We start from the raw sequence: 19,314 nt of genomic DNA on the forward strand, positions 1-19,314 counted from the left end.
TAAATCAATGAGCATTGATTGGGAACAAACTTTTCGCAAATGGTCAAAGCCGTCTAGCGAAACTGAGTCTACAAAAGCGGAGAATGCGGAACATATGATAAAGGCTGCTATTAATAGTAGCCAAATTTTATCAACTAAAGATATTAGTGTCTTTCCTCAGGGTTCATACAGAAATAATACAAATGTTAGAGAAGATAGTGATGTTGATATTTGTGTATGCCTTAATACCTTAGTGCTCTCTGATTATTCACTTGTTCCTGGCATGAATGATAAGTTAGCTGGATTACGTACAGCATCTTACACGTATAAACAATTCAAAAGCGATCTTGAAACAGCATTAAAAAATAAATTTGGCACGTTAGGCGTTAGTCGGGGAGATAAGGCATTTGATGTGCATGCAAATTCCTATCGGGTTGATGCAGATGTTGTTCCTGCCATTCAAGGACGACTATATTATGATAAAAACCATAATGCCTTTATACGAGGCACATGTATAAAACCTGACTCCGGTGGCACTATCTATAATTGGCCTGAGCAGAATTATAGTAATGGCGTAAACAAAAATAAGAGTACAGGAAACAGATTTAAGCTCATAGTACGTGCCATAAAAAGATTAAGAAACCACTTGGCAGAAAAGGGTTACAATACCGCAAAACCAATACCATCATACCTTATGGAATGTTTGGTGTACATCGTTCCAGATCAATATTTCACGGGTGATTCTTATAAAACTAACGTTGAGAATTGCATTAACTATTTATATAACCAAATAGACTCAAGCGACTGGACTGAAATTAACGAAATTAAATACTTGTTTGGTTCGCACCAAATGTGGAACAAAACCCAAGTGAAAGAATTTTTACTAACAGCTTGGAGTTATATACAGAAAAATTAAGGCATTACTATGGAAAAAAAACATATACAAGCGCTAGTTTGGATACTTGCACCAATTTGGGCAATCTTATTATTTATTGATGGTGTAATTCCTGTCACCTTTGCGTTTTTTAAACCGGCGTCATTAGTTACTGCGTTAGCGATTTTTTTTGTTGGTGCTTTTGATAAGTGGATATGGAAATGGAAAATGCTACACCCTTTGTAACCCTCCCGTAAAATAGCACCATTTAAAACTAGAGTTTCTCCGGCATAATAGGCAAGAGGAGGAGAAACGATGAAACGCAGCCGATTTACAGAGCATCAGATATTAAATATTTTAAAACATGTAGAGAATGGCCGTCTGGTAAAGGATGTCTGTCGTGAGCATGGAATATCAGATGCCACCTATTACAACTGGAAAGCTAAATATGGTGGGATGGAGGCCTCAGATATTAAACGTATGAAGCAACTTGAGGAAGAGAATGCAAAGCTGAAACGGATGTTCGCTGATTTGTCGCTGGAAAACCGTGCCTTGAAGGATGTGATAGAAAAAAAGCTTTAAAGCCGGCAGAGAAAAGGGAAATGGCTGATTATCTGGTAAATGAATACGGCATGAGTCTTAGACAGAGCTGTGCCGCCTTAAGCCTGAGTCGCACAGGTTACTATTATCAGCCGGCAGTAAATAAGGATGAGACGGTGATTAAAGAGCTGATGGAAGTTACCGAACGCTATCCGCGCTATGGCTTCAGAAAAGTGTTTGTCAAACTGAGGCAGGCGGGGTTTACATGGAATCACAAAAGGGTTTACCGTGTTTACTGCGAATTGCAGTTGAATATCCGCCGTAAAGGAAAGCGGAGATTGCCTACACGCAATCCAGCGCCTCTTGCGATTCCCGTTACAGTTAACCATACCTGGTCTGCTGATTTTATGAGCGATGCATTGACCTGCGGCAGACGATTCAGGACATTTAATGTGGTTGATGATTTCAACCGGGAAGCACTGGCCATTGAAGTGGAGCTGAGCCTGCCTGCCCAACGGGTTACCCGGGTGCTTGACAGCATTGCTGCCAATCGAGGATATCCGGCAAAACTTCGGCTTGATAACGGGCCTGAGTTTATCTCTCTGGTATTGGCTGACTGGGCTGAAAAACACGGAGTTACTCTTGAGTTTATTCAACCCGGAAAACCTACTCAAAATTCATTTATTGAACGGTTTAACCGAACTTATCGCAATGAAATTTTGGATTTTTATCTATTCAGAGATCTCAACGAAGTTCGGGAAATAACCGGGAAATGGATGAAGGAATATAACGAAGAAAGACCGCATGAATCACTGGGAGACTTGTCACCATTTGATTACAAGTTGATTAAAAATAAGTCGGAAAACTCTAGTTTAGGTTGGCACTAATAAGGGGAGGTTTACACCTTGGTTTGTTTCCATACCAAACCTTTCGGGTACTTGGAAAGCAAAGCTCAAATCAAGCTGGATTGACAAAAAAACAGGGGAGAGACTAACTAATATTGAGGCTTACTTCATTATACAACAAACGCTTAGCAATATTAAAGTCACCCTATTAACAAAAGAATCTAGCTCAGATCTTATTGGCGGTGAATTAATAAAAGATAAAAATAACGGTAAATTTTACATCACTGGTGTTTATCTAAATGAGCCAAAACTTCTTCAAGTTAAGGATAGCCCTATGCATTATGGCGCTCTGTTTTGTAAAATTATGGTTAATAAAGGCACGATTGGAATGGATGGGTGTTATTGGACTAGCCGAGAAACAAAAGGTGAAATAACATTTTTAAAGCATTCTAAGCATATTTATTCGAGTTTTGATGAGTGTAATAAAAACTTATAAATTAAATTAAGAATTGATATATGCATTATATAAATAAAGCATTTTGCTACTCACCAACAGATCTCACTCTGTTTATGCTTAGCCCTTTTGCATCTTGGATGAATCGTTTCTCTTTAGAGTTTCCTGATAAAGCACCAAAAAAAGATCCTGATGATGAGTTAATGAGGGTTCTTCAAAATAAAGGCTTTCAACATGAAAAATTACAAGAGGAGTTATTCAAATCTCAAGGATTAATTATTAAAAAAATTGAGGCAAACACAATCGAGTTAAAGCAACAATTAACTTTAGAAGCCATGAAGAATGGCACAGATGTTATAGTCCAGGCTTATTTAGCAAATCAACAGTTCTTTGGATATGCAGACTTTCTAGTTAAGGCACCTGGCGAAAGTAAATTTGGTGATTATCATTACGAAGTCTGGGATGCAAAACTATCACACACAGCAAAACCTGAATTTATTATTCAGCTATGTTGTTATGCTGAAATGCTAGAAGCCATTCAAGGTAGGCGACCAGATAATATTATTATTGTCCTCGGAAATGGTAAAAATGAAGCATTTAAAGTTGATGATTATTTCTATTATTACCTCTCATTAAAAGAAAGTTTTTTGTTGAGCCAAGAACAATTTGATTATCGAAATATACCAGATGCCGCAGATTCAAAGGAATGGGGCTGCTGGTCGAGTTATGCAGAAAAGCTTTTGATTGAAAGGGATCATTTATTTCAGATTGCTAATATTACAAAAAGCCAGATTAAAAAATTAAATAAAGCTGGTATTCAAACAATGCAGCAACTAATTGATATAAAGCTAAATCGTATACCTGGTATTAATTCTGATGTTTTAGAGCGTCTCAAAGCGCAGGCTACTATACAAAAAGAAAGTATAGGAAAAGAAAGGCCGCAATATAAAATTATTGCACCGGCACCCAATGAAAAATCAGGACTTGCCTTGTTGCCACCACATTCGCCACTCGATGTTTTTTTTGATATTGAGGGATACCCTTTAGAAGAGGGTGGTTTGGAATATTTGTGGGGTTGTACCTATTTTGATGAGAAGGGTAATCGATGCTTTAAAGATTATTGGGCGCATAATGAGGTGCAAGAAAAAGAGGCTTTTAAACAGTTTATTGAATGGGTTTATGCAAGATGGCAACGTGATCCAATGATGCATATTTATCATTATGCCAATTATGAAATAGCTGCGTGTCGTAAATTAATGGGGCGCTATGGTATATGTGAGTATGAGCTTGATCAGCTATTGCGAAATGAAGTTTTTGTTGATCTATATAAAATCGTGAAGGGCAGCCTTTTGCTGGGCGAACCAAGGTATTCTATAAAAAATGTCGAGCATCTTTACCGTGATAAACGTGAAACCGAAGTTGGGACTGGTGGTGATTCAGTTGTATTTTATGAACAGTGGCGAGACCTGCACTTGCGTGATGAGCAAGGTGAGACTTGGGAAACCTCTAACATATTAAAGAATATTCGTGATTATAACATTGATGATTGTAATTCCACTCAGGAGTTGGTTGTTTGGCTGAGAGAACAGCAGAAAACTAATTGTATTCTTTATCTAGGTAAAACAAAAATAGTAGAACCTGAACCAAAAGAAGAAATAACCCAATGCATTGAATTACGAGATCGCTTGTTAACCAAGGCAAGGCAGAGATTATCTGATGATCCAGAGTATGCAGCATTAACAGAAAATTTAGCTTGGATGTTGGAATTTCACCGCCGAGAGTTAAAGCCACTTTTCTGGCGTTTATTTGATAGATTAGGTTTGAGCGAGGAAGAATTATTTGATGATTTAGACTGCTTGGCATTTTGCAAGAGAACGGAGAGAGCGCCATTTAAGCCAACACCAAGAGTAAAAAATTTAGCTTATGAATATCAATTTGATCCCATGCAAGAATTTAAAGGGGCAGCTGATTATTTTTATTTATTAGGATTAAAAGACGAAAATGACAAAAATGTAAAAGTGAAATTTTGTAGTGAAGAGAGCGATTTAGAAAACGGGGTGATTGTATTACAAGCTAGAGAAGAGCCACCAAGTTTAATTACTTTAATTCCCGATGAATATATTAATCCAGATCCTATTCCACAAGCCATTTATCAATTAGTGTCGGATTATGACAGCGATCGAGTGGGCAAGTGCGCTATTTTAGATTTTTTAAGACGATCAAAACCACGTATTAAAAACCATTGTGGTGGTGCTATAGCTCCGAGTCATGAACCAAATATAAAGCTACAACAGATAATTCAAGCTGTAAAAAATTTAGATAATAGTTATTTAACTATTCAAGGACCACCAGGGGCGGGTAAAACGCATACCGCAAAACTGATCCCTCCTCGATTAGCCGTACACCTTGTTTAAGAGATATAATCTCATCAACAAGGAGTAGCAATGGTCAGAAGTATCTACACAAAAGAGTTCAAAGTTAAAGCAATTGAATTTCTAGAGCAAAGTAATAAGCCATTAAGACAAGTAGCGAGAGAGCTAGGAGTGGCAGAAAATAATCTGTATAACTGGCGAAGGATTTATAGAAATAATCCGGAGAAAGCCTTCCCAAACCAACCCCAGCTGACAGAACAAGATTTGGAGTTGCGACGGTTAAAATCCCGTGTTGCTGAACTTGAAGAAGAACGAGAAATATTAAAAAAAGCTGCAGCGTTTTTCGCCAAGGAAGGCCAGCGAAATACGCGTTAATTAAAGAGCAATCGGCTTTCCACCGAGTAAAAAAGCTTTGTCAGGTATTGAGTGGTTGCATAAAGTGGGTGTCCGGTTTTTCGAGGTAGGATCAAACATATCATAGCAGAACTTATTAAAACTGGCGCGAAGATTGGTATAGCAAGTAATAGTCACAAAGCCATCAACCATTTATTGTTAAAAACAAAAGAATATTGTTTTGAGCAAAGCATTAAAGGGATTTTTGCTTGTACCAGAGATACGGATTCTAACTTGCAGGCAATAAATATATCTATTTTAAAAAATAGTGACCTTGTTAATAATATAGTGGCATCCTGCGTTATAGGCACTACTGCATGGGGATTTGCCAGGGATGATATGGTGGGTCAACTTGATTATTTATTTATAGATGAAGCAGGGCAGGTTTCAGTGGCTAATTTGGTTGCTATGAGCCGCTCTGCTAAGAATTTAGTGATTATGGGTGATCAAATGCAATTAGGACAGCCATCACAAGGCACACATCCTGGTGAAAGCGGTCTTTCTATTTTAGATTATTTATTACATGAAACACCTACGATTGCCGATGATATGGGAGTATTTTTAGGTACCACTTATCGAATGCATTCAGCAGTCAATCACTTTATCAGTAAATTTATATATGATAGTAACCTTGAGCCACATCCTGATAATGATGTGCGTGTTGTTAAAGTACCTGATGGTTACCAAGGAAAATTAAACAAAGAGGCTGGCATAATCTTTGTTCCTGTGGAGCATGAAGGTAATACCTATGCTTCAGATGAGGAAGTCAGTGAAATAAATCTATTAGCTCAAGAATTAATTGGCAGGACATTTATAGAAAAGCTGGGAGAAACTCGTAAAATTAGTTGGAATGATATATTGTTTGTTGCTCCATATAATTATCAAGTTAATAAACTCAAGCAAGCTCTTGATGAGCAGGCACGTGTTGGCAGCGTTGATAAATTCCAAGGGCAAGAGGCGCCCATTGTATTTTTGAGTATGTGTACCAGCGATGCGAATGAATCACCTAGAGGGATAGATTTTCTCTTCGATAAGCATCGAATTAACGTTGCCATTTCAAGAGCTCAAAGTTTAGCAATAGTAGTTGGCAATCCCGAGCTTTGTGCTGTTACAGTAAATAGGGTTGAACAGCTCAAGTTGGTTAATTTATTCAATGCTCTTGTAAATCAATCAGAATCATAAGCCCTAACCACGTCATCCCTCGAAAGAGGTTATACACCCATGCATTAATTTCTTTAATTCATAATTTTTTTCCAATAGCAAATACCTTGCTAAGTCATGATCTCTATGTTCAGTTGCCAATACAAATATGTATTTTTTGTTATTGAATTTACTAACAATCGAGACACCATTATAAAGCCCCAAAGCGGATCGGCCAGACATGGTTTGTTTTTCATGCTTATTCATAAAACTGGCTTGATTCCATGGGAGTACTGAAATGTTTGACTTTTCTACAATTCTTTTTAATGGATCATTTTCGATTAATTTTTCTTCATAATAGAAAGCCATCCAATTTTCATGGGTGCAGAATCGGTAGGATTTGCTTTTTGAAGTTTGATCTGAGACTAGATAATAGAAATAACCACACCCCAAGGCATTTAGGGGTCGTAATTGTTTGTTTAAAAGAAGTTCTTGTTTTTCATCGAAGGGAAGGAAAATCCTTTTGGGTACATCATGTATCATAACAAATCCTTATAGGTACAGCTTAAATCTATTTAATGCTAAAATAATGTACGACACAATGAAGTGAATGTAAATGACAAATCTGGCTAGGATATCCGTTTTTATTAGTACTGCTATTGAGGTTTTTGATTTAAGTATCTTTGCTTTTCTTATTCCTGTGCTGTCTTCCGTATTTTTCTCATCCCATTCACAAAGTTCAGCGATTAATTTTACCATTTTGGCTTATGTAGTAAGCTATGTAGTGAAACCCTTTTCTGGCATGGTTTTTGGGTATCTTTCTGATAGTTATGGTCGAAAGCAGGTACTGTCAGTTACTACTTTGATGATGACTGTTTCCACAGCGGTTATCGGTTTATTGCCCACCAGCCTACCTGGCATTGATTTATGGATAGCATTATTTAGTTGTCGGATTATTCAGGGGCTATCAATCTCAGGGGAGTTTTCTAATGGTTTAATATTTGCTGTTGAACAAGGCAAAGATCGCCCGGCATTTTCTGGCAGTATGGCTTTTATGGGCGGAATTCTTGGATTGTTGCTGGCAAATTTATCGGTTTTTATATTACTAAACCTTTTACCTTATGAGCAGATGATTCAATATGGCTGGCGTATACCATTTTTAATTAGTGCTATTATTTGGTTGGCACTCTACCAGATTAGAAGGTTTATTAATGAGCCATTTGCGCAGAAGATGAATGATACTAAACATTTTTCATCTTTGGTAAAAATATATAGAAAGGAGCTGGTTATTTGTTTTGTAGCTGCAAGTTTATCTGCTTCTGCTTTCTATATGACCTTTGTTTATATGCCAACTCTTTTATCTTCAGTGATTCAAAATCAGACTCACCATAAATCTGTATGGGTGACGTTGATTGCTTTGTCAGTTTATTTCATCTGTTTGCCCCTGTTTGGTTCTTTGGCCGATCGGGTAGGTATTACTAAGCAAATTACTGCTGCTTCAGCATTGTACCTTTTATTTTCCTATGTCTGTTTTGACTATATTAGCCATTTTAACTATGTCGTTATATTTTGTAGTTTGATCCTACCTCGAAAAACCGGACACCCACTTTATGCAACCATGCCAAATTTGCTAGGGGTCTGAAACCCTAAAGTTGAATGGATGCGTTTGCGATTGTAAAACACCTCAATATAATCGAATAGAGCTAATTGAGCCTCCTTTCTGGTTTTATAAGTCATCCCATAAATGGTCTCCACTTTCAAAGTATGATAAACGCTACTTGTCTTAATGGCTTATTACTTTGCTCTAGAAATTCAATTGCTTTAACTTTGAACTCTTTTGTGTAGATACTTCTGACCATTGCTACTCCTTGTTGATGAGATTATATCTCTTAAACAAGGTGTACGGCTAATCGAGGAGGGATCAGTTTGATATTACTGGCTTTGATTCAATCATTATATAATTCGGCTTTGCCTGCATTTATGGTTTCTTTGTTCCCCGCCATTCATCGAGGTAAGGCTTTAGCAATATCTTATAATACCAGCTTATCAATTTTTGGTGGTTTAATGCCCTATGTTATATTAAGCCATAAAAGTTTTATGAATCCGGGAATTGTTATTAGGCAACGTCCCTAAAGTTTTTTAGACAAGATTTCATCTTAAATTGAGCACAAATTTTTCTATTCACTTCGATCTACCCCCTCTCCCGCGATAGGAGCTTTGATAGTATGATGATGCCCTTCGCGGGAGAGGGTTGGGGAGAGGGAAATGGACAAATCTGCGCTAAGACAACGAGCCCGTCATCAATGACCATCCGTGACATTCCCTCTCCCCAACCCTCTCCCGCGAAGGGCATCATCATACTATCAAAGCTCCTATCGTGGGAGAGGGGGTAGATCGAAGTGAAATAGAAAAATTTGTGCTCAATTTAAGATGAAATCTTGTCTAAAAAACTTTAGGGACGTTGCCTAGTATTTGTGCGATATTAACATTGGTTGTATTACGTTTTGTGAGGGAGTAAACATGGTTGTATATGAAGTGAATCTATCTATTGATAATGAAATATATAAAGATTATAAGGATTGGTTAGACGAGCATATTCTTGAAATGCTTAAATTTCCCGGTTTTTTGAATGCTACAGTGATGCACCAATCAATGGATGGTGATAGCTCTGATAATCAAAAACATTTAACTGTTCAATATCAACTTGAAAGTGCCGAGGATTTGCAAAATTATTTTGAGGAACACGCGCCAAAAATGAGAGGGGATGGGATGAATCGATTTAAGGGGAGATTTACAGCCACTCGCCGAACTTTTGAAGTTGAAGCTGTTATCACTGCCGTTAATGAATACGTAAATCATGTATAAATTAATTGATAAATACTTATAATTGGTATATATTGGTGTTGTTTTATGATGTTACACCAAAATATACGGAGGTATTTATTGTGGAGAAGAGAGTCTTTAAAGAAGCTGAAGCTGCTAACTATATATGCATGAGCCGTTCTTTTCTTTCTCAAGACAGGGTAAATGGAACTTTAGCTAATAGAACTCCAGGCCCTAAATATATTAAAATCGGACGATCAATACGCTATTTGAAGGATGACCTTGATGCATGGTTGGAACAACACAGGAAGTGTGGTTAGTGCCGTTAAAGTATCTGCTCATTGAGTTAGCGCAATAACACTTCTGCGCTAACTCATATAATTTATTCGATTCTTATATTTTTAAATTGTTTGGGCAAAAGTTCTTTTAATAAACCATCTATCTTACGAGCATAAGGCTCATACGTAGAAGGGCGTCTAGGATAAATTCTATCATTGACCCAGTGTTGTTCAGGCCAGTTATCCGTAGTTAAAATGCATTCTTTAGCAAAATCTTTTATATTGAATTTTTCTTCAACTTTAATACAACCTCTAATAAAAATATCGACATATGATTGCACAATAGGGTATTCGCGGCTAGGGTGATCACTCTGTGTTGATTTTGGATAGTAAATCCATACTTGTTTTTTTTCAGGTATATTTTTTGTGTATATTTTAATTTGTTTGGCACTTAACTCTTTCCTACAATAAACAGTTTCTCTAGTGTCATAGAGCTCTATTTCTTTGGGATCACTGACTCTATAAATTACGCCATTAAATGTCCCTTTTTTGTTTTCATTTAAAGACAAAAAAGTTGCATTGAATCCTGGCAAATTACCGTGTGCACACCAACTCCTTTTAAAGCCTTTAATTAAAACAGGGATGTTTTCATAAGCTTTTGAGTCTGTAGTCTTTTTAGATTGCTCATCAATCAAACTTCCATAACCAGTTATATATTGAGGTAATCTTGGGTTTATTTTGGGATGGCATGTATCTGAGGTTGCTTTTATCTGAGGGGAAACTATCAACATTAAGCTAATGTAGATTGATTTTAATATCTTACACATGATTCCAGATATATTTTTTTTCAATAAAACACATTCAATTTGCACCCTGTGTGCACCCTATAATTGAATTTTGGTTTTGTAAAAATGTTTATAACCCTTTATTTATATGGTCGGAGTGACAGGAATTGAACCTGCGACCCCTGCCTCCCGAAGGCAGTGCTCTACCAGTCTGAGCTACACTCCGTTTTAAAACTAATGATCCCGTTCAGTGGCATATTTTGCCAAATCAACAAGCGCGTCTTTATACACTGAATCCGGTAGGATTTGCAAGGCTGAAATGGCTTTATCTACTTCGGACGCCGCTACCTGCCGAGTATAATCAATCGCTTTGGTGGCGGTAATGGCTTTTTGAATTTCAGGCAAATATTCCAGGGTACCTTCCTTTAAGCTTTTTTTCACTTGCTCTTGTTGCTCTTGATTGCCATGTTTGAGTACATGCAGCAAGGGCAGGGTCGCTTTGCCATCGGCTAGGTCATCACCGATATTCTTACCCAACGTTTTGGCATCTGAGCAATAATCCAGAGCGTCGTCAATCAACTGAAAAGCATTACCCAAATGCAAACCATACTGATAAAGCCCGTCATTCACTGTGGCATTTGCCTTGCTCACCAAGGCTCCAAGGCTTGCAGATGCTGCAAACAACAGGGAAGTTTTCGAGCGGATGACGTCAAAATATTCTTCTTCGGTTAAAGCGGGATTATTGCGATTCAGCAATTGCTTTATCTCACCGCAACCAATTTGATGCGCAATGTCAGTGAGCAGGCGCATAATGGTTAAATCCCCTACATCCAGCATTAATTCCATATATTGGGTAAGTAAATAGTCACCCACCAAAATACTTGCCTTGCTTCCCCATATTTCATTCGCTGTTTCCTGTCCACGCCGCAGAGTGGATTCGTCGATTACGTCATCGTGAAGAAGGGTTGCGGTATGGAAGAATTCAATCATCGCAGCCAGGCGGATATGGTGTTCGCCTGAGTAGTCGCAGGCGCGGCTGGCTAAAAGAACCAACAAGGGGCGCAGGCGTTTACCGCCGCTTTTCACAATATGATTGGCCAAATCATCAATTAAACTAATCTCAGATTGAATTTTTTCAAAAATCAGCGTATTGACTGCATCCAGATCATCGCCCACCAGCATTCGCAAATGGTGCATCCCCATGGTGTACCCTCAAAAAAATAATGAAAGAATGCTAAGCGTGGGGGGTGGTAAAGTCAAGATTGAAAATTTTTCCAATCATTCTAAAAGCAAATTTTTGCTATTTGCAGGCAAAGCCATTTCTAAATGCTGCGCAATAAAGTAAAAAAAAATTACAAATTGAGTTTTATTAACACTTTGTCCTGTCATGCCTATAATTTTTCTCTTAAAAAATATAATTTATTATTTTTCAATAATTTTAACTAAAAATCATATTTATTTTGTGCAAAAAATTGTTAAATAAAAAATAAATTTTAATAACGATACCAAATTTTATTGACGTTTTTCCCCGCGTACTCCCATAATGAAACATCAGGGATTAAACAGTGAGCTACACCATGCTTAACGAACTATTTTCCTGGCTAAATGATGATGCTAATCACCACCCAATAAGCAGTCAAATCGTGTATCTTTCTACACTAAAAAATGAGTTAGACGGCTTTTCATTAAAAAACAGAAAATTACTTGCCAGCTTTTGGTCTTCAAAATACTCCAGCAATGATAATGTAAATGCTGAAGCTCAAAAAAAATTGTCTATGCAGAAGGAGTTTTTGGATTTCTTAAATTTCTGTGAAAATAAATTAGCGGTTAAAGATGGTTGCTCCGCAGCTTTGCTGGCTTTCCAATATGCCATTGCTTCTCAGCAGCAAGTAAAGAGGGCATACGATATTGAAAAAATGAAACAATTGATTTCTCTTGCTATGCAAGAAAATAGAGAAGAAACGTTATCTTATTATCTTAGCGAAAAAGAACATTTGAACTCTGATGTTAGATCAGCCATTTCAACGGCCATTGTTGAGCATAATTTATCCTACTTCACCGTACAATTTACACATCAAAAAAATCCTTTAGGTATCATTCCGTTATGCAGACAGTTTTTGGGGACCCCTGAGGAATTTGCTGCTCTTTTACTGTGGCTTTTACAGCAAGGCGTTGCAGTTGAAAGGATATTAAAGGCTGGTTTATTGCATGATTTTATTGGTTATCATTTATTTTCCCTGCATGCGCCAGAAAGTCCAATCATCGAACTCTATGCTCTCATGGCACAATTTCCACAGGCGCATGCGCTTTGTGAAAAAGCGGCTAGAATATCCTGCTCTGCACGCGGCTTGGAAGCATATACACTTACTGGAGTCTTGCAAGAAGCAGAGGAATCATGCGAAATCGACCGTGAAGATAGTTATGATTTTACTAGTGATGCAGATAATTTTAAGGATCTATACACGGTATTTGCTCAGCCATTCTTGAGTGCCGCCTTGAAATTCACGGCGCAAGAAGCTTGGTTCGAGCAACTGGCAGCTGCTTTAAATAGCCTGCCGCTTAAAGATTTATCCCGATTTATTGATATGACAGCTGCTGAAAAAAATCCAAAGCTTATTGAAAAATTATCTGCGCTTATTAGTGTAGGTACTTTGAATGGCTTGCTCGATGACAAGCATTGGTCGGTGTTGCATTTACTGCCTTATAAGGGTGATTTATATGAAAAAATAAGCTCTATAAAGATTGAAGGAGTGTTAAATTATCTGGATCAGCAAGAAGCAAGCCTGTTTGATAAAATCCCGCAACTGATGTCTTTATTTTTAGCTTTTCGTGATAAGAAGAAGGAGGTTGCAATTTCTATTTATGAAAATATTATAGATAAGATTGCTGATAACCCGCAGTTTTCAGAAGATTCTTATTTGCTTAAAAATTTAAGGAAATTTAAACATAAAGAAAGGATTTTGGTAAAAAAATGTGGGCAATATGAGGCATCTTTTCATTTTGAAGTGCTTAAGCAAATTGCCTGTTTCCCATTTACAATAAGTCATTATTATGCGATTGAAGACGCATGGTTGCATGCAAGTAGAAAGTTAAATGCATTAAAAGAAATCGTTTATTTTGATTCCGGTTTTCCACACGATAAATATAATTTGCAGGGTTATATTGGCAAGCTTTTATTTAAGCAGCAAGGTGAGCAATTTAACATAGAAGATTTCATGGTATCTTTGGGAGTTGATTGCATTTTAAATCCTACTGAAGTCAATGAATATGAGTATGCTTTAATTGAGAGTTTATGTGCTATTGATGAGGAAAATTGTCGCAATAAAATAATTGGGATGCTTGCAGAAAAATATAAAAATTATAATTGGCTGCACCGCAAATATGGCCAAGAGGGTATATTGGCCCGCGTCCTTAGGAATGATAATGCAGGATTATTCATTTTTCTGGCAGAAAAGCAGCCTTTGCAAATCACACGCGCACTCATAAAAGAAATTTGCCGGGAAGCGGTGCATTTTATCCCATGGGAAATAACGCCTTGGAATGTCATCCATTATCTGGTCACAACCAATGCGGAACAATTTGATTGTGATGTAATCAGGCAGTTCCTCGATTTGGCTATACAGCAAAACCGCCCAGCCAGTATTGAATTATTTTGTAAATTAGGCATTCAGCATCAAGATAAAAAATTGGGACGCATGATCGAACGTGCTTTCCGCTTGGCTGTAGAGCAAGCAAATATTCCTTTAATCAATTTTTTCTGCGGCTTAAATCAGTCACTCATCTCACCGACGTTAATGCTGGAAGGAGTAGGACAAGCATTGACAAAGGAAAATTTTGCAATTGCTGCCTACATTATGGAGAGCATCCCCAAGAATAACTTTTTCCAGCATTCCATCGAGATGCTATTGCAGGCTGCGGTTGCAAAAAACAAACCCAACATTATCCAATTCTTGTATGGTGCGACGGAGACTCTTTCTAAAAACTGTTTGCAGAAAGCATTCTTAAAAGCTGTTAACTTGGGTTTTACGGACAGCGTGCGGCAACTTTGTAATTTGCCAACTGCTTTACCAGTCAGCATACTGGACGCAGGGCTGGAATCCGCCATAAAACTTGGCCATTTGCACGTTGTTGAGTATTTGTGTACGGTTAAACTCGCAAAGGGCAAAGAATATCTTACGCAAAAAACATTGGATATTGCTTTGCAAGTGGCGGCAAGGCATGGGGTGCTCATGGTCGTGGATTACCTTTGTAATCTTGATTTGCAGCCAAGCCAGGCTGCGCTGCGTTCTGCGTATAAGAGAGCGGTTAGCAAAGAGCATACTGCGGTGGCTTTGTATTTGCGCAACAGAGAAAAAGCCACGAGGCAAGTTACGCTTGAGACGCCATCAATTGGTGAAGAAGCCATGGGTTTACTGCCGTCGATGAGTATGTTTGCCCAGAAAACATTAAAGGAAAAAAACAGCGAACAATTAATTGGGGCCAAGAGCTTGCTTTCATAAAGAATCATAGGCAGTGTTCTTGGTTGTGATACTACATTGCCTTGTTTTGCCTGAACAACAATTTGCTGCCCGCACATATCTATGGGATAATTTTTCCTTTGCATTTTCTAGGGTGAGTTATGGAAGAAAATAAACAAAAAGCACTTAATGCCGCGCTCGCACAAATTGAACGTCAATTTGGTAAAGGCTCTGTCATGCGTATGGGCGAAGGCACTGACATGCGCGATATCGAAGCCATCTCAACCGGCTCATTGGGTTTAGACATCGCTTTAGGAATCGGCGGTTTGCCAAAAGGGCGTATTGTTGAAATTTACGGGCCTGAATCTTCCGGAAAAACCACGCTTACCCTGCAAGTTATTGCAGAATGTCAAAAAAATGGCGGCACAGCCGCATTCATCGATGCAGAGCATGCACTGGACCCAAGTTATGCTGAAAAACTCGGCGTCAAAGTGGATGAATTATTAATTTCGCAGCCCGATACAGGCGAGCAAGCGCTTGAAATTACCGATATGCTGGTACGCTCTGCTGCGGTGGATGTTATTATTATTGACTCGGTAGCGGCACTAACGCCAAAAGCCGAGATCGAAGGGGAGATGGGTGATGCGCATGTCGGCTTGCAAGCGCGTCTGATGTCGCAAGCTTTACGCAAATTGACAGCCAATATCAAACGCTCAAACACACTGGTCATTTTCATTAACCAAATTCGTATGAAAATCGGGGTAATGTTTGGCAATCCTGAAACAACAACCGGCGGTAACGCACTTAAATTTTATGCGTCCGTACGATTGGATATCCGGCGCACCGGGGCTATTAAGAAGGGTGAGGAAATTTTAGGTAACGAAACTCAAGTGAAAGTAGTTAAAAACAAAGTGGCGCCGCCGTTTAAGAAGGCTGAATTTGACATTTTGTATAACGAAGGAATTTCGCGCGAGAGTGAAATCATCAATTTGGCAACGGAATTAGGCTTGATTGAAAAAGCTGGTGCCTGGTATAGCTACAAACAAGAAAAAATCGGCCAAGGTAAAGAAAACGTACGCCAGTATCTGAAAGATAATCCACAAGTTGCTGCGCCGTTGGAGCAACAAATCCGCGCCGCTTTTTTAGCTAAAAAGTCTGCACCGGTTGTTGAGCCCGTTGAATTAGCGGATGAATAAACCGTTTTCTCACGCTATTCGCCTGCTTGCGAAACGCGAATATGGCGCACACGAGCTCGAATTTAAGTTGGCACAAAAAGGCTATGATGCAGCTCAAATTGAAGCTACGCTGGTCAAGTGCCAACACCTTGGCTTGCAAAGCGACGAACGTTATGCTGCAAGTGTGTGCCGTACCCGCATTGCCCAGGGATATGGGCCTTTGCGGATCAGGCAAGAATTACTGAGTCAGCAAGTTAATGCTGACTTGATAGAGGAAACCTTGCAGCAAGAGGATGAGAATTGGCTTTCCTACGCCTTGGCAGTGCATCAGAAAAAATACAAAGAGAAGTCGGAATTATCTTTTGCACAATTGCAGAAACAAAAACAGTTTTTATTTTATCGTGGCTTTCCCTCCCATATCATCGCTAAAGTATTTAATGATGAATTTGCACAGCATGAGCAATAATTTGATGCATTTGCATGATTTGCGGATGATAATTGAGAATTTAATAACCTTTCACTGAAGTATTAAACATGAAAAGTTCTGAAATTAGAGAAGCATTCCTTAACTATTTTGCAAAACACAACCATCAGATAGTGAGTTCAAGCTCGCTGGTGCCTGCAAACGATCCCACTTTATTATTCACCAATGCGGGGATGGTGCAATTTAAAGATACTTTTCTCGGGATGGAAGCACGGTCGTACAAAAGGGCAGCCAGCGTGCAGCGCTGTGTGCGTGCCGGGGGCAAGCATAATGATCTGGAAAACGTGGGTTATACAGCGCGTCACCATACATTTTTTGAAATGCTTGGAAATTTTAGCTTTGGCGATTACTTTAAACGCGATGCCATTAAGTATGCCTGGGAGTTTCTAACCCAAATATTGAAATTGCCTGTTGAACGCCTGTGGGTTACGGTTTTCGAAGAAGATGATGAAGCTGCGGATATTTGGCTTAAAGAAATAGGTGTTTCCCCAGCGCGTTTTTCCCGTTGCGGGGAAAAAGATAATTTTTGGTCGATGGGTGATACAGGGCCGTGCGGGCCTTGTACGGAAATTTTCTATGATCATGGCCCGGAAATTGCTGGCGGCCCGCCGGGAAGCGCAGAAGCTGACGGCGATCGCTACATTGAAATCTGGAATCTGGTGTTTATGCAGTTTAATCGTGATAAAGCCGGGAAGCTGCACCCTTTACCCAAACCTTCTGTAGACACGGGTATGGGGCTGGAACGTATTGCAGCAGTGGTGCAAGGTGTGCATAGCAATTATGAAATAGACAGTTTTCAATATTTGATTAAAGCAATTGCCTCTTATGCTCAATATGAGATAAATCTTGAACACCCTTCCTTGAAAGTGATTGCCGATCACATCCGTGCCTGTTCTTTTCTAATTGCAGACGGCGTGCTGCCCAGTAATGAAGGTCGCGGGTATGTATTGCGCCGAATTATCCGGCGTGCTGTCCGCCATGGTAATAAATTAGGGTTACCAACGCCTTTCTTCTGTAAATTAATTACGCCGCTCATCGAAATTATGGGGGATGCTTATCCTGAATTAGGCGCGCAAAAACAATTGATTACGCGAATTTTGGAACAAGAAGAAAATCAGTTTGCCCGCACGTTGCAACAAGGGTTAAACCTTTTACAAGAACAAATCAAAAACCTGAAAGGGGGGTTAATACCAGGGGATGCGGCATTTAAGCTCTACGATACCTATGGTTTTCCCGTCGATTTAACAGCAGATATTGCTCGGGAGCAAGGTTTGCAAGTAGACCTGCAGAGTTTCGAGCAATGCATGCAGCAACAGCGTGAACAATCTCAATCTGCAAGTCAATTTCAGGCTGATTATTCAGGCACCGTGCAGTTACAAGAAGCGTCCACCTTTCATGGCTATGAAGAAAACAGTCTGCAAAGTGAAGTGCTTGCATTATTGGTGGATGGCGCCAAAGTCGAGAAATTGACCACAGGGATGAAGGCGGCTGTCATTTTGAATAAAACACCTTTTTACGCCGAAAGCGGTGGGCAGGTGGGTGATCGCGGGCAATTACTGGGTAACCAGTCAGTATTTCGCGTAGATGATACGCAGCGTATCGGCCAAGCCATTGTTCATTATGGCGAAGTGGCGTCCGGTGAATTAGCAGTCAATCAGCATGTGACAGCGCAAATTGATATAGCGCGGCGTGAAGCCATACGCTTAAACCATACGGCAACTCATTTGTTGCATGCCGCATTAAAAATTATTGTCGGTACGCACGTGCAACAAAAAGGTTCTCTGGTGGATGCAGAAAGGGCACGTTTTGATTTTTCCCATTTCGAGGCGTTGACGCAAGTGGAATTGCGGCAACTGGAAGCATTGGTTAATGACAAAATACGTGCCAATTTACCCGTGGTTACCGAGTTGATGGATATTGAGGCTGCCAAAGAAGCCGGTGCAATCGCTTTATTTGGTGAAAAATACACGGATGTAGTACGCGTATTAACCATGGGTGGTTTTTCTAAAGAGCTTTGTGGCGGTACCCACGCTCGACAAACCGGTGATATCGGGTTATTTAAAATTACCAGCGAGTATGGAATTGCCAGCGGCGTGCGCCGCATTGAACTGGTCACCGGTGCGCATGCATTGGCCTGGATTAATGAGCAATTGGACGTCTTGAACGACGTTGCAGATAAATTAAAAGCAACACCTGCAACGATTTCCGAAAAACTAGCGCAATTCTTGCAGGAAATAAGGCAAAAAGAAAAAGAATTGGAGCGTTTGCAGGCAAAATTGGTTACCCAATCCAGCGAGGCTTTGCTTGCCGAAGTTAAGACCATAGGTCACATTAATTTGTTGGTCAAAAAATTGGATAATGCCGACAACCAAACTTTGAGAACGACACTCGATCAGCTAAAGTCCAGGCTTAACCAGGCAGTGATTGTGTTATTTACTGCAGAGCAAGGCAAGTTAAATGTCATTGCAGGTATAAGCAAAGATATTTTGGGGCAAGTCCCGCCTGCCACAGCTTTCGTACGGCATTTATGCGGTAAGGGGGGAGGGCGTGAAGATATGGCACAAGGCGGCGGGTCTCTCCCGGCTGATCTTGATGCTAAGCTTGCACGCATTCCTGATTTGATTGCGGAAAATACAGTTAATTAATTTTTTATGGATAAGTCTCAACTTATCGGCCAATATGCCGATACAAAAGATAAACCCTGTTTAATGAGGC

The 19,314-nt window shown here is 39.3% G+C and carries 16 protein-coding genes, 1 tRNA gene and 1 pseudogene; 13 read left to right on the forward strand and 5 right to left on the reverse strand.

All coding sequences use genetic code 11. The features are described from left to right. Positions 1-7 precede the first annotated feature (7 nt). The 7 genes and pseudogenes from NKV53_RS07875 (at position 8) to NKV53_RS07900 (ending at position 6,639) form a co-directional block, all read left to right on the forward strand. The gene (locus NKV53_RS07875) at positions 8-895 is read left to right on the forward strand and encodes a nucleotidyltransferase (RefSeq protein WP_253350940.1); all 888 of its coding nucleotides are present in this window, start codon (positions 8-10) and stop codon (positions 893-895) included. Positions 896-904: 9 nt separating this feature from the next. After that, the gene (locus NKV53_RS07880; RefSeq protein WP_253350942.1) at positions 905-1,099 is read left to right on the forward strand and encodes a hypothetical protein; all 195 of its coding nucleotides are present in this window, start codon (positions 905-907) and stop codon (positions 1,097-1,099) included. Between the two features lie 69 nt (positions 1,100-1,168). Continuing rightward, positions 1,169-2,280, forward strand: a protein-coding gene (locus NKV53_RS07885) for an IS3 family transposase (protein ID WP_253350944.1) whose coding sequence is annotated in 2 segments (ribosomal slippage) — positions 1,169-1,421 and positions 1,421-2,280 — 1,113 coding nt in all. Because the reading frame shifts where the segments join, the coding sequence is not laid out codon by codon here. Between the two features lie 25 nt (positions 2,281-2,305). Then, positions 2,306-2,734 (forward strand): annotated as a pseudogene (locus NKV53_RS12030) (hypothetical protein); the annotation flags it as partial. 20 nt (positions 2,735-2,754) lie between these two features. Continuing rightward, a complete protein-coding gene (locus tag NKV53_RS07890) occupies positions 2,755-5,106 on the forward strand; it encodes a TM0106 family RecB-like putative nuclease (RefSeq protein ID WP_253350946.1) in 2,352 nt (783 codons plus the stop codon). Between the two features lie 30 nt (positions 5,107-5,136). Further along, positions 5,137-5,439, forward strand: a complete 303-nt coding sequence (locus tag NKV53_RS07895; protein ID WP_253350948.1) for a transposase — start codon at positions 5,137-5,139, stop codon at positions 5,437-5,439. A gap of 174 nt (positions 5,440-5,613) precedes the next feature. Continuing rightward, positions 5,614-6,639, forward strand: coding sequence for a DEAD/DEAH box helicase (locus NKV53_RS07900; RefSeq protein ID WP_371923183.1), 1,026 nt, complete (start codon positions 5,614-5,616; stop codon positions 6,637-6,639). A 12-nt stretch (positions 6,640-6,651) separates the two neighbouring features. Here the strand turns inward: NKV53_RS07900 and NKV53_RS07905 are convergent, their stop codons facing one another. Further along, positions 6,652-7,140: an autoinducer binding domain-containing protein gene (locus NKV53_RS07905; RefSeq protein WP_253350950.1), complete on the reverse strand. Its 489-nt coding sequence runs from the start codon at positions 7,138-7,140 to the stop codon at positions 6,652-6,654. A 73-nt stretch (positions 7,141-7,213) separates the two neighbouring features. On the opposite strand from NKV53_RS07905, the gene NKV53_RS07910 reads away from it, so the two are divergent. After that, entirely contained in the window at positions 7,214-8,239 is a 1,026-nt protein-coding gene (locus NKV53_RS07910) for an MFS transporter (RefSeq protein ID WP_253350951.1), read from the forward strand. Here the strand turns inward: NKV53_RS07910 and NKV53_RS12035 are convergent. Continuing rightward, entirely contained in the window at positions 8,206-8,334 is a 129-nt protein-coding gene (locus NKV53_RS12035) for an IS3 family transposase (protein ID WP_371923184.1), read from the reverse strand. The genes NKV53_RS07910 and NKV53_RS12035 overlap by 34 nt on opposite strands. 783 nt (positions 8,335-9,117) lie before the next feature. Here NKV53_RS12035 and NKV53_RS07915 point away from each other — a divergent pair. After that, positions 9,118-9,462 carry a DUF4286 family protein gene (locus NKV53_RS07915; RefSeq protein WP_253350953.1) on the forward strand — a complete coding sequence of 115 codons (345 nt, stop codon included), beginning with the start codon at positions 9,118-9,120 and terminating at the stop codon, positions 9,460-9,462. A 340-nt stretch (positions 9,463-9,802) separates the two neighbouring features. Here NKV53_RS07915 and NKV53_RS07920 read toward each other — a convergent pair whose 3' ends face one another. From NKV53_RS07920 to NKV53_RS07930, 3 genes are all read right to left on the reverse strand, one after another. Next, positions 9,803-10,570 carry a gamma-glutamylcyclotransferase gene (locus NKV53_RS07920; RefSeq protein ID WP_011945716.1) on the reverse strand — a complete coding sequence of 256 codons (768 nt, stop codon included), beginning with the start codon at positions 10,568-10,570 and terminating at the stop codon, positions 9,803-9,805. 62 nt (positions 10,571-10,632) lie between these two features. Then, positions 10,633-10,709: transfer RNA gene (locus NKV53_RS07925), tRNA-Pro, on the reverse strand. An 8-nt stretch (positions 10,710-10,717) separates the two neighbouring features. Beyond that, positions 10,718-11,686 (reverse strand): polyprenyl synthetase family protein, encoded by a 969-nt coding sequence (locus NKV53_RS07930; protein ID WP_126953011.1) that lies wholly within the window; start codon positions 11,684-11,686, stop codon positions 10,718-10,720. Between the two features lie 362 nt (positions 11,687-12,048). Here NKV53_RS07930 and NKV53_RS07935 point away from each other — a divergent pair, with 362 nt between their 5' ends. From NKV53_RS07935 to alaS, 4 genes are all read left to right on the forward strand, one after another. After that, complete coding sequence (locus NKV53_RS07935) at positions 12,049-14,982, forward strand: ankyrin repeat domain-containing protein (protein ID WP_253350955.1); 2,934 nt, start codon at positions 12,049-12,051, stop codon at positions 14,980-14,982. A gap of 119 nt (positions 14,983-15,101) precedes the next feature. Continuing rightward, positions 15,102-16,136, forward strand: a complete 1,035-nt coding sequence (gene recA, locus NKV53_RS07940) for a recombinase RecA (protein WP_126953013.1) — start codon at positions 15,102-15,104, stop codon at positions 16,134-16,136. Continuing rightward, complete coding sequence (gene recX, locus NKV53_RS07945) at positions 16,129-16,581, forward strand: recombination regulator RecX (RefSeq protein ID WP_126953014.1); 453 nt, start codon at positions 16,129-16,131, stop codon at positions 16,579-16,581. Before recA ends, recX begins: the two co-directional genes overlap by 8 nt. A gap of 68 nt (positions 16,582-16,649) precedes the next feature. After that, a complete protein-coding gene (gene alaS, locus NKV53_RS07950) occupies positions 16,650-19,244 on the forward strand; it encodes an alanine--tRNA ligase (protein WP_126953015.1) in 2,595 nt (864 codons plus the stop codon). Positions 19,245-19,314 lie beyond the last annotated feature (70 nt).

It is taken from the genome of Legionella sp. 27cVA30, assembly GCF_024160945.1.
Taxonomy (GTDB): domain Bacteria; phylum Pseudomonadota; class Gammaproteobacteria; order Legionellales; family Legionellaceae; genus Legionella_A; species Legionella_A septentrionalis.